This is a genomic window from Nitrosomonas sp. (genome assembly GCF_019752095.1).
Classification (GTDB): Bacteria; Pseudomonadota; Gammaproteobacteria; order Burkholderiales; family Nitrosomonadaceae; genus Nitrosomonas.
Genome location: NZ_JAIEMO010000023.1, coordinates 1 through 13,977, shown reverse-complemented (window position 1 = coordinate 13,977; position 13,977 = coordinate 1). Strand labels below are relative to the sequence as shown.

Sequence of the window (13,977 nt, the reverse complement as noted above, 5' to 3'; positions counted from 1 at the left end):
CGCATCGAAGGCGTGGTTGAGGAGTTGTATGATGTGGTTACTTTGCCCCGTGTACGCCGTCCGATGGCATTGGGCTTTAAGACAGATGAGATTCGCCGGGTACTGAGTGTTGAGACTTAGATTTTAGAAAACTGAGCATAAGTTGCCTTCAGCATGTGATATTACTAAGGCAACGAGCATGATATGCTTCACCAGTTCTGGTGAAGATTCAGATTCATAGCGCCTGATGTCTATGCATTTCTATAGGCTAAATACTGGTTCATTCTGTCTGCCAACGGCTTGCCTCGTGCAATGTGTGGGTTTTCAGCTACAATTGCAGATATGAATTCGAGTAAGACAAAAATGCTGCAACCCATTCAGAAAAAGTTGGGAGATGCCAATATAATTTTAGTGGGGATGATGGGCGCCGGGAAAACGACGATTGGTAAAGCATTGTCGAGTTCTCTATGTAAGGTTTTTGTTGACTCCGATCACGAGATTCAAAAGCGAACTGGCGTAAAGATTCCAGTGATTTTTGAGATTGAGGGAGAGGCTGGTTTTCGTAAGCGTGAATCGGAAGTTTTGGCTGGATTGTCAGAGCAGAAAAATATCATTCTGGCTACTGGCGGGGGGGCGGTATTGAGCACAGAGAACCGCCAGTTATTGCGACAAAGTGGAATTGTCATCTATTTGCGTGCATCGGTTAATGATTTATATCGACGCACCCGTCATGATAAAAATAGACCATTGCTGCAAACGACTGAAAACTTATATGCACGATTGAATGAACTCTATGCGCAACGGGATGCGCTGTATCGTGAAACCGCTCATGTCATCATTGACAGCGGCAAACAAGGGGTTCGTTTTCTGGTACAGAAACTGATAAACAAATTAATATCTATAGATTTCAATACAATCATGCAGAACAATCGTGGAAATGCCATGCAGACTATCGCGGTCGATTTTACCCCTTCATCGGAGAAGCGCAGTTATCCGATACATATAGGTTATGGAATTTTGCAACAAGTTGACTTGATCGTTTCCTGTTTGCCGCAAAAGCGAGTAGCTATCGTAAGTAATACAACCATAGCGCCTTTTTACCTGAGTAAGCTGCGTGCCGCATTGGAAGAAAAAGGCGTGAGTTCCGTTCCAATTATTCTTCCGGATGGTGAGGTGCACAAAAACTGGGAAACTTTAAATTTAATTTTTGATGCGCTGCTGGAAAATCATTGCGAACGGAATACTACAATATTGGCGCTGGGTGGGGGGGTGATCGGTGATCTGTCCGGTTTTGCCGCGGCGACTTATTTGCGCGGTGTGCCCTTTATTCAGATACCGACAACATTGCTGGCGCAGGTGGACTCTTCCGTGGGCGGAAAAACCGGGATCAATCATCCATCGGGTAAGAATATGATTGGTGCTTTTTATCAGCCGCGTATGGTGTTGACCGATAGTGCAACCTTAAATACCTTGCCGGATAGAGAGTTACGTGCTGGACTTGCCGAGATCATAAAATACGGCTTGATCCGCGATCCTGCTTTTTTTGAGTGGCTGGAACAAAATATGCATCGCTTGCTTGCGCGTGACCCTGTGATACTTAATGAGGCCATTCAACGCAGTTGCGAAAACAAAGCGGAAATAGTGGCTGCAGATGAGAAGGAGAAGGGAATTAGAGCATTGCTGAATTTGGGCCATACCTTTGGTCATGCGATTGAAAATGGAATGGGATATGGTGTTTGGTTACATGGTGAAGCCGTGGCAGCAGGAATTGTGATGGCAGCTGAATTATCACGCCGCATGAAACTAATTAGCGAAGCTGATGTACAGCGTATCCGAAAAATTTTGTTACAGGCGGAATTGCCCGTTTTTGCGCCTAAAATGCCGACGGAAAAATATTTGCAACTAATGACTTTGGATAAAAAAGTGGAAGCTGGTAAATCGCGCTTTATCGTGCTTAATCGGATAGGTGAAGCGGTGATGAGAGCGGATATCGCGCCGGCAATATTAAATGAAACGATTCTGGCATGTATGTCAAATGAATGAACTCGCTGTTTATGCTGTGTCTTGTGAAAATTCTCGAGGGCGTGAGTTAGATGAGGAATTGCCATCCGGTCGCAGTGAATTTCAGCGCGATCGGGATCGTATTATCCATTCTGCAGCCTTTCGTCGGCTGGAATATAAAACCCAGGTATTTGTTAACCATGAAGGGGATTTGTTTCGCACGCGCCTGACGCATAGTTTGGAAGTTGCGCAGATAGGGCGTTCCATCGCAAGAAATTTAGGTTTGAACGAAGACCTGGTGGAAGCAATTACACTGGCGCACGATCTTGGGCATACGCCTTTTGGCCACGCGGGCCAGGATGCATTGAATGAGTGCATGCGCGAATATGGTGGTTTTGAGCATAACCTGCAATCCCTGCGGGTTGTTGATGTGCTTGAAGAGCGTTATGCGGCTTTTGATGGGCTTAATCTTTGCTATGAAACCCGGGAGGGTATACTCAAGCATGTCTCCAGAAAAAATGCGCAGAAACTGGGCGCTGTTGGTGAGCGATTTTTACAGCGAAGGAGACCTTCATTGGAAGCGCAGTTGGCTAATTTTGCCGATGAAATTGCCTACAATAATCATGATGTAGATGATGGGCTACGTTCGGGACTAATTACATTGGGGCAATTGGAAGGCGTGGCAATTTTTTCGCATCATCTAGAACAAGTCAAAGAGAAACATCCGGCACTACCTGAACGCCGTATGGTTTATGAAACTTTGCGCGGTATGATCAACACGTTGGTGACTGATCTCATTCAGCAAAGTACGTGTAATATTAAAGAGGCAAAAGTTGATAGCTTGGCTACTGTGCATATGGCGCCGCCACTCATCGGTTTTAGCCAGCAAATAAAAAAACAGCAGCAGGAATTGAAGAAATTTTTGCTCGATAACCTTTACCGGCATTTTCGCGTGGTACGCATGAGTTCCAAAGCTCACCATACCATCGAAAAGTTATTTACAGCTTTTAGCTCGGAAACAAAATTACTGCCTACGCAATATCAGAAAAAATTTGATCAAGAGGGGCATCAGGCAATTGCTGATTATATTGCTGGGATGACTGATCGGTATGCAATCAAAGAATATCAACGCTTGTTCGCTATTGTTGAAAACTAGGCTGGTACCAATTGATGGATACGAGAGTCAGTTTTATGCGAGTCGCCGGGTTCATTAATACTGGTTTGGCGATATACGTAATGGCCGTTCGCTGGTAATATTGTTGATTGGTAGAGGTGAATCTTTATCAGGCTGTTGAAAAACCATCTGCAATGTTGTTACTGCGTTAAAAACAGACTCAAAATGTTTATTGGTTCGGCGTGGAGTATTTTTTGTGCCCGTTTCGTCTTTGTCGGCTTCCTTGGAAGCGTTTTTCAACAACCTGTTAATGGAAATTGCCTGTTTAAAATAACAATAAGAGTTAGGCTTATTAATGACAACACTAAAAAATGATACGTTATTACGCGCATTGCTGAAACAACCTGTTGAATATACGCCGGTCTGGTTAATGCGTCAGGCAGGCAGATATCTTGCAGAATATAATGCAACGCGCGCGCGCGCGGGGGATTTCCTTGCTTTATGTAAAAATCCCGGATTCGCAACGGAAGTTACCATGCAGCCGCTTGCGCGTTTTCCTTTGGATGCGGCCATATTATTTTCAGATATTCTCACCATCCCTGATGCCATGGGGTTGGGATTATATTTTGCTCAGGGCGAAGGCCCGATGTTTGAGCGTCCACTACGAGAGGAAAAGGAGATCCGTGCGTTAAAGATCCCCGACCCAAACAAGGAATTGCGTTATGTGATGGATGCAGTGTCGGAGATCCGCAAAGCATTGGATAATCGAGTTCCCCTGATTGGTTTTTCCGGCAGTCCGTTTACGCTGGCTTGCTATATGGTGGAAGGGCGCGGTGGAACCGAGTTTCGTGAAATTAAGACAATGTTGTACCAGCGTCCTGAACTGCTGCATCATATTCTGGATGTGAATGCAAAGGCTGTGACCGCTTATTTGAATGCACAAATCGAATCGGGTGCACAGATAGTCATGATTTTTGATACTTGGGGTGGGGCGCTTTCGCATGCGGCCTATCAGGAATTCTCCTTGCGCTATATGCAGCAGATTATCGCCGGATTAAAACGAGAGCATGATGGCATGCGTATTCCGAGGATTGTTTTCACCAAAGGTGGCGGTTTGTGGCTTGAAGCCATTGCTGATATTGGTTGTGATGCCGTAGGGTTGGATTGGACAATCGATATCGGAGAAGCGCGTCGGCGGGTTGGAGATAAAGTCGCTTTACAGGGAAACCTTGATCCTTCGGTGTTATTTGCGTCACCAGAGGTCATTACTGCGGAAGTTGAGAAGATACTGCTGAGCTATGGTGCTGGAAGTGGTCATGTGTTTAATTTGGGACATGGCATTTCTCAATTTACCCCACCAGAGAACGCAGCAGCCTTGGTAGAAGCGGTACATACGTTGAGTCGTAAATTTCACTTGGAGAGCATTTAAGTTGATCTGAGTCGTTGCTGGAAAAGATTATGCATATTTTGATTATTGAGGATGATTTAGCAATTGCGGCCAATCTTTATGATTTTCTGGAATCAAGAGGACACACTGCCGACGCTGCCGCGAATGGGGTTGCGGGGCTGCATTTGGCGGTGACGCAGCGATTTGATGCAATTTTGCTTGACTTGGGGTTGCCGAGTATGAATGGCATGACATTGTGCCGGAAGCTACGTCAGGAATCGCAGGTTGATACGCCTATTTTGATGCTGACCGCACGTGATACGCTGGAGGATAAACTGGCAGGTTTTGAACAGGGAGCAGATGACTATCTTATTAAACCATTTGCATTAAAAGAAGTGGAAGCGCGTTTATTAGCGTTGCATAAAAGGCATCTCGGCAAAGTTGCGAATCGCACATTAGAATTCGAGAAGCTTATTTTTGACCCTAAAACATTGTCTATTCGCTTTGAGGACACGAATGTGAAGCTTCCGCCTAAGTGTATACGCTTGCTGGCGTTAATGATGAGCGAGCCAGGCAAGGTATTCAGTCGCGAGGAGCTTGAATTAGAAGCTTGGAACGATGTCCAGGAAACGAGTGATACATTACGCAGTCACATGCATATTTTACGGCGTGCTTTAACCAAGGCGGGCGGTTACGATCCAATCGAAACGGTTCATGGTCTTGGTTACTGTTTGACATCTCGTGCTCAGATTCCCAAATGAACATAGCCTGCGCTATCGTGTTGCGGTAGCGCTGTCGACATTTAGCATTTTTATTGTCGGAACGCTGTGCATTATTCTCTACTTTGTTTCTGATGATATTGAAGAGGCACATATTGAACAAGTCATTGAGATGGAAATGGACCATCTTGTTCAGCGCTACCAAATCCACTCAGATTTCATTCCTCAGGTCGGTTCAAATCTTAAAAGCTATGTGATTCTCGGCATGGATGATGAATTGCAGATCCCTGTTTATCTGCGTGGGTTTAGTTCGGGCTATCATCGCGTGTACTACGGTCTTGAAAATTACCATATTCGTATTCGTGAGATCGATGGGGTGAAATTTCTTGTTGCTTATCGAATTGCGTTGCATCAACAGCGTTTGAGCAAACTTAGACTGATTATCTTGATTTCATGGTTTATTGTTGTTGCCATTGCATTTTTGGTGGGTTATCTGTTAGCCAGGGTGCTGGTTAAACAGGTCACTGATTTGGCGGAGAGGGTCAGTCAGTTGGCTACAGATGGTGCCCAAACTGGATTGTTGGCGCAACCGGATATGGATGAGGAGGTTGCGCAACTTGCTCATGCATTGGATGATTATCAGAATCGAATTAAACGCATGCTGCAACGCGAGCAGGAATTTACGGCTAATGTTAGTCATGAATTAAGAACGCCAATTACTACCATTCTCACCAGTTGTGAATTGTTGGTCGCAACGCCCGAATTACCGACCAGAGTGCATTATCGGATAAAAATGATCGAATCAGCCGCCACGCGTATGGGCGAGCAATTGCAAGCTTTATTGTTTCTGGCGCGCGAACAGGGGCTGGGTGTTACCGAGCCCGTTGCTGTGGCTGAATGTGTTTTTGATGCAGTTGAGCCGATATGTTCCGAAATGTACCGGAAAAAACTAAAATTTGAAGTGAACATTCACCCCTCGGTGACACTTGTAGTCAATCGTCAGGCATTACATACCGCATTAATGAATCTGCTTCGAAACGCAGTGCAATACACTGAAAACGGTTTTATTCATGTTGAGTTTAACGATCATCGATTATCCATTTCAGATTCGGGCATTGGAATAGAACCCGCTTATTTGCCCCTACTCTATGAGCGATTTTTTCGCGGCTCTGAACAAGGGGAAGGACTGGGTATCGGGCTCGCGATTGTTAAACGAATCTGTAATTATTATAGTTGGGATATTGAAGTGGATAGTACGCCCGGCAAAGGCACCACGTTTCACATCATTTTTCCTTAATAATTGGATAGATAGTCTTCTGTTGTCTTCACGATTTCTTCACATTTCTTGTGTTAACGTTTCTGTGTGAAGAGCAATTCAGTCACGGGTTTTAAGATTTAGCACGAGTGTTTCTTATCGTCGTCTGCACCAACTAGGTGGTTACGTTTCGTAGAATCGCGGTTAATAAATTGAATCTCCCAAGAACTACAAAGCTCCTGGGGTTTTTTTTTATGCAGAATTTACGTTACTTTGAAGGATATGGTAGTAAAGAAGAATTTTTTATAAACAAAAATTATATCTAATCAATAAATTAGGGAGTATTGCATGGCAACTCTACAACCAGTTGTTTTGTTTTTTGTATTTGGGGTTTTGGCAGGAGTAATCAAGTCTGACTTGAAAATACCTGAAGCGTTATATAAGAGTTTGAGTCTATTCCTGTTGATCGCCATCGGTTTTAAAGGCGGTGTGGCGATGTCCAAGTACGAAATCATGGAGGTGCTGCCCATCGCAACCGCTATGGTTGTCTTATCGGCACTGATTCCATTAACAGCTTATCCAATATTAAGATTCATCGGCAAATTCACCCAAGCGGATTCGGGGGCGATCTCCGCGCATTATGGCTCGGTGAGCGCGGTCACGTTTGCCGTGGGGGTGGCTTTTCTGGCTGCCAAGGATGAGTATTCCGAGGGCTATATGGTGTTGATTATGGCGCTGATGGAAATACCGGCATTGGTGACTGGTACGATTCTGGCACGTGCTGGCGCGAGCGGTGGGGAAACCAAATGGGGTAAGTTGATGCACGAAATTCTGACCGGTACCAGTCTATACCTATTGGTAGCGGGCGTGATTATCGGTTATTACGCCGGGATGGTGAAAATGGTTGAGCCTCTGGACAAGATGTTCATGGACTTGTTTATGGGCGTTTTGGCTTTCTTCCTGTTGGAAATGGGCCTGCTGGCAGCATCAAGATTGAAAGCCGTTATGGCAAAAGGTGTATTCTTGATTTCATTTGGTATACTGTTCCCAATGATGGCAGGGTTATTCGGTGCTTACCTGGGTTGGATATTTGGCTTGTCGGAAGGCGGTACCATGTTATTGGCGGTGTTGTATGCCAGTTGTTCTTATATCGCGGCGCCCGCGGCCATGCGCATTGCGGTTCCAGATGCGGATCCAGCAATTTCAATCGGCGCTTCACTGGGCGTGACATTTCCTTTTAATATATTTCTGGGTGTACCTATTTACTGGGAGATGTCGCATTGGTTTCATACCATACCTGTTTAGAAGTTATTAATTTTTGAATGATGATTGACCTTTCGGGAAGATAAATTATGAATAATACAATCGCAATGAAACGATTCGAGATTGTCGTTGGTATTGAAAAACTCGAGGAATTGGTAGAAATATTAGATAACTCTGGAGTGCGTGGCTACAGTCTTCTTAAAAATGTCGGCGGACTCGGATCGCGAGGTGTGCGAGACCCTGATGATGTATTGATGGAGGAAGAAAATATTATGGTGGTGCTCGCCTGTAAAGGAGATCAAGCACAAAAGGTCGTTGACGGACTAAGACCAGCATTAAAAAGTTTCGGTGGAATGTGCTTGATTTCGGATTGTCTCTGGCTTGAAGGGCCGCCTATTTCTTACTGACCCTTCGTTTTCTATAAATACATTGTAAGGATGCTGTAATATGCACAAGTTGTCTTTTGTGCGTATTACAGCATTTTCAATCTACCGTAAAAGAATATTGATGCGGTTGGTGTAATCATTATCGTCATCAAATATAGCTCGACCGTTCATCACTGTTCATGCAAAAAAATACCCCTGTGTTGTTGCGCTTTATTCGCCTGACACGCTTACTGTTGCATGTTACCTCAGGTTTATTGCAATCGCTGGTGTACGCCTACTTTCCTTTATCCATTCAACGCAAAATGATGCAACGCTGGGCAAGTAGTTTATTGTCTATACTTGAAATCAGGCTGCAATGCCATGGAAGATTACCTACGGTGGAAATTCCATGCGTACTGATGGCGGCTAATCATGTATCTTGGTTGGATGTTTGTGTATTGATGGCGGCTTGTCCAACTCGCTTTGTGGCCAAGGCGGAAATCAACCAGTGGCCGATTTTAGGCCGAATGAGTAGAAATGTCGGTACGCTGTTTATCGAGCGTGCAAAACGCGCTGACACCATGCGCATCAATCAACAAATTAGTGAAGCAATGGAGAGGGGGGAGCGAGTTACCGTATTTCCTGAGGGCACGACATCGGACGGTACTCAACTCAATCATTTTCATGCGTCGCTACTGCAATCAGCAGTGATAACCGATGCATTGTTGTATCCTGTCGCGATTCGATATCGTAATAATACAGGCGAAATTTGCCAAGAAGCAGCATACCTAGAGCCATCGCTGGTTCTGTCTTTGCAGCAAATACTAAGTCAGACACGAATTGATGCAGAGCTGACTTTTAATTTGCCGATTTCGTGTGGCACGAAGAATCGCCGCGAATTGGCGCGCTTATCAGAACAAGCAATTGCCGATACTTTGTCGTTGCCTATTGTGCACAAGGAAGCTGGAAAACTTTCCGGTCTTCGAGACGAATAGCAGTTAATTGTCCGCCCCAAACGCAACCCGTATCCAATGCAATCAGATTGTTTGTCATGTGCAATCCTAGTGCTGACCAGTGACCACAAATAATAGTGCAATCCTGACTGGCCCGATGGGGTACGTTAAACCAGGGAAAATAGCCGGATGGAATGGATTGTAAATTTCCTTTATAGGTAAAATTCATTTTGCCTTCTAACGTGCATACGCGCATTCGTGTCATGGCGTTAATAATAATCCGCAAGCGCATATAATCCGTCCAGTCGTTTTGCCAGTAATCGGGTTCGTTGCCGTACATCGAGGAAAATAGCTCTTGAGAATTATCTTGTTGCAAGGCATTTTCGACTTCATGAGCTAACTGCTTTGCTTGTGCAATTGACCAGGACGGCAACAGGCCTGCATGCACCATGGCATATTGACCTTCGGAATGAAATAATTTTTGGTGCCGCAACCAGTGCAGCAATTCTTCCCGGTCTGGTGCGTCAAGAATCGGTTGGATAGTGTCATTGGAGTGTTTTTTTGCTTTTCCTGCGGCAACCGTTAACAGGTGTAAATCATGATTGCCCAATACCATCAGTATGGTGTCATCGGCTTGTTTAATATAACGCAATAATGGCAATGAATCAGGGCCGCGATTTACGATGTCCCCCACTAACCACAGTTTGTCTTGCGCGGGATCAAAACGGATCAAATCGATCAGCCGTTGGAAGTCGACAAAACAGCCTTGTAAGTCACCTATTGCATAGGTTGCCATAACAGGGTATTAACGTAAGCTCAGCACATCCTGCATATCGTACAATCCGTTGGGTTTGTCAATCAGAAAACGCGCTGCGCGCAATGCGCCCATGGCGAAAGTCATGCGGCTGCTGGCTTTGTGAGAAATTTCCACGCGTTCGCCGATGCCGGCAAACATCGCGGTATGATCACCTACAATGTCCCCTGCGCGAATGGTTGAAAAACCAATTGTTTCCGGGTTTCTTTCACCAGTGATACCTTCACGGCCGTAAACTGCTACTGCACTCAAATCCTTCTGTAAAGTTTGCGCGATCACCTCTCCCATGCGTAAAGCGGTGCCGGATGGCGCATCGACTTTATGTCGATGATGCGCTTCGATTATTTCAATATCATAGCCTTCATTCAGTGCCTTGGCGGCAATTTCCAATAATTTGAATGTGATATTCACGCCGACACTCATGTTGGGTGCAAATACAATGGCGATTTCTTTTGCGGCTGTTTTGAGCTGATCTTTTTCTTCGGTTGAGAAACCGGTTGTGCCAATCACCATTTTCACCCCGATTTTCCGACAAATAGAAAGGTGCGCTAAAGTGCCTTCGGGTCGAGTGAAGTCAATCAGATAATCACAACCCGTTAAGGCATCCGCGAAATCACTGGCAATTGGGACATCGCAGTGTGTTCCTATTAATTCACCTGCATCCTTGTTCAGGTAAGGACTGCCCGCTCTTTCCAATGCAGCTGTTAATCGCATATCCGGTGCCTGTGTGACGGCTTCTAGCAGTGTGCGACCCATGCGTCCGGAACAGCCGGAGATCGCAATTCTTTGAGTTGTCATTTGTTTCCTACAATGATCTTGAGCTTAATAATCAATAACTAATTTTGTCGAGTTATAACCTTACTTTGTCATCCGACTTGGTTTCATTATTATCAGAGTTGCTCTCGACTGGTTTAGTTTTTGTGGTTTCTTGCGAAAATTGCATATAATTTTCGATATTGATTAAAGTATCGTTTTCAAAAAAAAGTGTTAACCGTTTATGTTCGGACAAGTCACCTTTCTCTCGCATTAGATAAACATAATCCCAGCGATTCTCGCGGAAAGCATCAACGATCAGTGGAGAGCCCATGACAAAGAGTACTTGGGATTTAGTCATGCCTAGGGTTAGTGTTTCCAGCATTTCATCTGAAACAACATTGCCTTGCTGAACATCAATTTTGTATAGAATATGAGGAAGAAATGAACATCCAGTAAATAAAAGGAAAATAAGCAATGCAGAAAATTTTACAGCCATTTTATAAATAGTATGTTTTCAAAGTGAACACAGCACTATATGATACAGTAAATAATTTTCCGGATAGAAATAACCATGAGTAGCTCTGACAGTCTGAAAAGTATAGATCTTAAGAATATGGGTCTCAAAACCACGTTGCCAAGACTCAAGATACTGAATTTATTTGAGCAAAGCAGTGTACGGCATCTGTCTGCTGAAGATGTTTATAAAGAGTTGCTCAATGAAGGTGAGGATATCGGATTGGCGACTGTATATCGTGTGCTCACGCAGTTTGAACAAGCCGGCCTACTTGAGCGACATCACTTTGAAAGCGGTAAAGCAGTATTTGAATTAAAGGGAGACGGTCATCATGATCACTTGGTCTGTCTGCAATGTGGGCGTGTAGAAGAATTTTACGATTCGGAAATAGAAAAACGCCAAATAAACATAGCAAAAGAACGCGGATTTACCCTGCAAGAGCATTCGCTATCACTTTATGCCGACTGTATTAAACTCAATTGCCCATATAAAAAATAACTATGTCTGCGATTACCGCACAACCAAGCTTAATTAAATTCTTCTTGGCACAACGTACGGCTTTTAAGAAATTCTGTTTAAGTATTGTTGTTGTGTTAGCAGGGTTGATTTCTTTGCCATCTGCTTATGCTGATATTGTCAGTTTCGGGGATTGTATTTCCAGAATGAAGGTTTTGGCGAGATCCGAAAGCATTTCAGATAGAACCGTCAATCAAGTTTTGGATAAGGTCAAGCACATTCCTCGTGTGATTGAACTGGATCGGCGCCAGCCTGAATTTACGCAAACATTCGCTGGTTACTTTAATACGCGCATCAGTGATGAACGTGTTCAACGTGGTCGAGCATTATTGACGCAATACCGCACCTTATTAGAAAGAATTCAATTAGAAACGGGTATTCCTGCGCAATATTTGATCTCATTCTGGGGATTGGAAACTAATTACGGTGGATATTTTGGTGATTGGTCAGTAACCGATTCGTTGGCTACATTAGCTTGTGATCCGCGTCGAAGCGCCTTTTTTACGCAGGAACTACTCAATGCGATGCGAATTCTGGATGCAGGGGATATTTCTCATGAACGGATGATCGGTTCCTGGGCAGGCGCCATGGGCCATATGCAATTCATGCCCTCGACTTTCTTAAGCTATGCCAAAGATGTCGATGGCGATGGGCGTCGTGATTTATGGGGAAGTATTCCAGATGCTATGGGGTCTGCTGCAAACTTCTTGCGACAATTGGGCTGGACGCCTGGACTGGATTGGGGGCAGGAAGTCCGATTGCCATCATCATTTGATTATGCGCTAGCTGGGCGCGATCATATGTTAAGTCTGGCAGAATGGGTGAAGTTAGGCGTTACCACAGCTTCTGGAGCACCTATAACACCGAGTGAGCAAAAATTTGCTTTGCTCGTGCCTTCCGGTCATCAGGGGCCGGCTTTTTTGGTTTCAAGGAATTTTCACGTCATTATGCGTTGGAATCGTTCAGAGTTTTACGCATTGTCAGTTGGCCATTTGGCGGATCGTATTGCTGGTGCCGCTGCATTGCGTCGTATGCCTCCGACTGATACAGATAAAATATCTCGCGAACAAGTACGCCAGCTTCAGATGGATTTATTGGCATTAGGCATTGATGCAGGTGAAGCCGATGGTATATTGGGTTCAGCTACTCGCAAGGCAATCAGTCATTTTCAGCAAAGAACGCAGCGTATCGCTGACGGGCATTTGGACATGGTTTTGTTAACTGCGATTCGTCATGCGGCCAGTATGGCATCTCGCTAGAAACCATTAAATAACGGGTGATCTGGTTCCTAAGCCAGAAGATGTTTAATAGCTTCTTGTTCCGTAATTAATTCTTGATAGCTTTGTTGCATTTTTGCTTGATCTGATTGATTTGTTTCCAAGTTCTCAACAATTGTGTACTGACCTTTTTGGCAGGTGACAGGGAAGCTGTAGATGATTCCACTCGGGATGCCATAGCATCCGTTCGAAGGTACGCCCATCGAGACCCAATCACCTTCTTGAGTACCAAAAATCCAGCTTTGCATATGATTGATAATTGCGTTGGCTGCGCTAGCCGCGCTCGATTTGCCACTGCGCGCATCGATAATTGCTGCGCCGCGTTTTTGTACCACTGGAATAAAGTGATTTTCTATCCATGCAGAATCGCTTATCAACGAGGAAATTTTGTTGTTTCCCACTATGGCGTGACTCAGATCAGGGAATTGTGTGTTTGAATGATTCCCCCAAACGATCATTCGTTTAACATCTGACACAGGCACTCCAAGTTTCAGCGCAACTTGCGACAATGCGCGATTGTGATCCAATCTTAGCATTGCAGAAAAATTTCCTGGATCAAGATCAGGTGCATTTCTTAAAGCAATATAAGCATTCGTATTGGCCGGGTTGCCAACGACTAATACTTTAACATTGCGCTTGGCAACAGCATTGAGTGCTTTCCCTTGTGCAATGAATATGGGGCCGTTGGCAGCAAGAAGATCCTTGCGTTCCATATTTTCTCCACGCGGCCGCGCGCCCACCAACAGGGCAATATCTGCATTCTCGAATGCAACTTCAGGATTGTCAGTGGTGATGATCCCCGCTAGCAGCGGAAAAGCGCAATCGTACAATTCCATGACGATGCCGTCAAAAAAAGGCTGCGCTTCAGTAATATCATGTAATTGCAGAATAATCGGCTGATCTTTACCCAGCATGTCGCCGGCTGCAATGCGATATAGCAGGCTATAACAAATCTGTCCGGTTGCGCCGGTGACAGCAATACGAATAGGCGATTTCATTTTTTCCAATCCTCGAGAAGCCACCAATAGACTGGAAAATTGGCGGTATATGGGGAATAGTGAGCA

14 protein-coding genes and 1 pseudogene are annotated in these 13,977 nt (G+C 44.7%); 11 read left to right on the top strand and 4 right to left on the bottom strand.

The genetic code is table 11. The features are described 5' to 3' along the window. Positions 1 to 291 precede the first annotated feature (291 nt). From K2Q13_RS07425 to K2Q13_RS07385, 9 genes and pseudogenes are all read left to right on the top strand, one after another. A pseudogene (locus K2Q13_RS07425) lies at positions 292 to 861 on the top strand (shikimate kinase); the annotation flags it as partial. A gap of 60 nt (positions 862 to 921) precedes the next feature. Further along, on the top strand, positions 922 to 2,022 hold the full coding sequence (gene aroB, locus K2Q13_RS07420; protein WP_292920425.1) for a 3-dehydroquinate synthase: 1,101 nt from the start codon (positions 922 to 924) through the stop codon (positions 2,020 to 2,022). Continuing rightward, on the top strand, positions 2,015 to 3,136 hold the full coding sequence (locus K2Q13_RS07415; protein WP_292920423.1) for a deoxyguanosinetriphosphate triphosphohydrolase: 1,122 nt from the start codon (positions 2,015 to 2,017) through the stop codon (positions 3,134 to 3,136). The genes aroB and K2Q13_RS07415 overlap by 8 nt, the downstream gene beginning before the upstream one ends. A gap of 313 nt (positions 3,137 to 3,449) precedes the next feature. Then, positions 3,450 to 4,523 (top strand): uroporphyrinogen decarboxylase, encoded by a 1,074-nt coding sequence (hemE, locus tag K2Q13_RS07410; RefSeq protein ID WP_292920422.1) that lies wholly within the window; start codon positions 3,450 to 3,452, stop codon positions 4,521 to 4,523. Between the two features lie 29 nt (positions 4,524 to 4,552). Next, positions 4,553 to 5,242 carry a response regulator transcription factor gene (locus K2Q13_RS07405; protein ID WP_292920421.1) on the top strand — a complete coding sequence of 230 codons (690 nt, stop codon included), beginning with the start codon at positions 4,553 to 4,555 and terminating at the stop codon, positions 5,240 to 5,242. Further along, positions 5,223 to 6,497 (top strand): HAMP domain-containing sensor histidine kinase, encoded by a 1,275-nt coding sequence (locus tag K2Q13_RS07400; RefSeq protein WP_292920420.1) that lies wholly within the window; start codon positions 5,223 to 5,225, stop codon positions 6,495 to 6,497. Before K2Q13_RS07405 ends, K2Q13_RS07400 begins: the two co-directional genes overlap by 20 nt. 306 nt (positions 6,498 to 6,803) lie before the next feature. Then, complete coding sequence (locus K2Q13_RS07395; RefSeq protein ID WP_292920419.1) at positions 6,804 to 7,760, top strand: sodium-dependent bicarbonate transport family permease; 957 nt, start codon at positions 6,804 to 6,806, stop codon at positions 7,758 to 7,760. 47 nt (positions 7,761 to 7,807) lie between these two features. Further along, positions 7,808 to 8,125 (top strand): transcriptional regulator, encoded by a 318-nt coding sequence (locus tag K2Q13_RS07390; RefSeq protein ID WP_292920418.1) that lies wholly within the window; start codon positions 7,808 to 7,810, stop codon positions 8,123 to 8,125. 158 nt (positions 8,126 to 8,283) lie between these two features. After that, a complete protein-coding gene (locus tag K2Q13_RS07385; protein ID WP_292920417.1) occupies positions 8,284 to 9,078 on the top strand; it encodes a lysophospholipid acyltransferase family protein in 795 nt (264 codons plus the stop codon). Here the strand turns inward: K2Q13_RS07385 and K2Q13_RS07380 are convergent. From K2Q13_RS07380 to bamE, 3 genes are read right to left on the bottom strand one after another with little or no spacing between them, the layout of a single operon-like run. Beyond that, on the bottom strand, positions 9,029 to 9,832 hold the full coding sequence (locus K2Q13_RS07380; protein WP_292920416.1) for a symmetrical bis(5'-nucleosyl)-tetraphosphatase: 804 nt from the start codon (positions 9,830 to 9,832) through the stop codon (positions 9,029 to 9,031). The genes K2Q13_RS07385 and K2Q13_RS07380 overlap by 50 nt on opposite strands. 9 nt (positions 9,833 to 9,841) lie before the next feature. Continuing rightward, positions 9,842 to 10,648 carry a 4-hydroxy-tetrahydrodipicolinate reductase gene (gene dapB, locus K2Q13_RS07375; protein WP_292920415.1) on the bottom strand — a complete coding sequence of 269 codons (807 nt, stop codon included), beginning with the start codon at positions 10,646 to 10,648 and terminating at the stop codon, positions 9,842 to 9,844. A 52-nt stretch (positions 10,649 to 10,700) separates the two neighbouring features. After that, positions 10,701 to 11,102, bottom strand: coding sequence for an outer membrane protein assembly factor BamE (gene bamE / locus K2Q13_RS07370; RefSeq protein WP_292920414.1), 402 nt, complete (start codon positions 11,100 to 11,102; stop codon positions 10,701 to 10,703). A gap of 75 nt (positions 11,103 to 11,177) precedes the next feature. Between bamE and fur the strand changes: the two genes are divergently transcribed. Both fur and K2Q13_RS07360 read left to right on the top strand, forming a co-directional pair. After that, entirely contained in the window at positions 11,178 to 11,618 is a 441-nt protein-coding gene (gene fur, locus K2Q13_RS07365; RefSeq protein ID WP_292920413.1) for a ferric iron uptake transcriptional regulator, read from the top strand. 2 nt (positions 11,619 to 11,620) lie between these two features. Beyond that, a complete protein-coding gene (locus tag K2Q13_RS07360) occupies positions 11,621 to 12,895 on the top strand; it encodes a lytic murein transglycosylase (RefSeq protein ID WP_292920412.1) in 1,275 nt (424 codons plus the stop codon). 29 nt (positions 12,896 to 12,924) lie between these two features. On the opposite strand, the gene K2Q13_RS07355 is transcribed toward K2Q13_RS07360, so the two are convergent. After that, complete coding sequence (locus tag K2Q13_RS07355) at positions 12,925 to 13,911, bottom strand: malate dehydrogenase (RefSeq protein ID WP_292920424.1); 987 nt, start codon at positions 13,909 to 13,911, stop codon at positions 12,925 to 12,927. Positions 13,912 to 13,977 lie beyond the last annotated feature (66 nt).

Coding starts and splice junctions, on each gene's coding strand:
- aroB (WP_292920425.1), top strand. CDS start 922: ATGCAGACTATCGCGGTCGATTTTACCCCTTCATCGGAGAAGCGCAGT.
- K2Q13_RS07415 (WP_292920423.1), top strand. CDS start 2,015: ATGAATGAACTCGCTGTTTATGCTGTGTCTTGTGAAAATTCTCGAGGG.
- hemE (WP_292920422.1), top strand. CDS start 3,450: ATGACAACACTAAAAAATGATACGTTATTACGCGCATTGCTGAAACAA.
- K2Q13_RS07405 (WP_292920421.1), top strand. CDS start 4,553: ATGCATATTTTGATTATTGAGGATGATTTAGCAATTGCGGCCAATCTT.
- K2Q13_RS07395 (WP_292920419.1), top strand. CDS start 6,804: ATGGCAACTCTACAACCAGTTGTTTTGTTTTTTGTATTTGGGGTTTTG.
- K2Q13_RS07390 (WP_292920418.1), top strand. CDS start 7,808: ATGAATAATACAATCGCAATGAAACGATTCGAGATTGTCGTTGGTATT.
- K2Q13_RS07385 (WP_292920417.1), top strand. CDS start 8,284: ATGCAAAAAAATACCCCTGTGTTGTTGCGCTTTATTCGCCTGACACGC.
- K2Q13_RS07380 (WP_292920416.1), bottom strand. CDS start 9,832: ATGGCAACCTATGCAATAGGTGACTTACAAGGCTGTTTTGTCGACTTC.
- dapB (WP_292920415.1), bottom strand. CDS start 10,648: ATGACAACTCAAAGAATTGCGATCTCCGGCTGTTCCGGACGCATGGGT.
- bamE (WP_292920414.1), bottom strand. CDS start 11,102: ATGGCTGTAAAATTTTCTGCATTGCTTATTTTCCTTTTATTTACTGGA.
- fur (WP_292920413.1), top strand. CDS start 11,178: ATGAGTAGCTCTGACAGTCTGAAAAGTATAGATCTTAAGAATATGGGT.
- K2Q13_RS07360 (WP_292920412.1), top strand. CDS start 11,621: ATGTCTGCGATTACCGCACAACCAAGCTTAATTAAATTCTTCTTGGCA.
- K2Q13_RS07355 (WP_292920424.1), bottom strand. CDS start 13,911: ATGAAATCGCCTATTCGTATTGCTGTCACCGGCGCAACCGGACAGATT.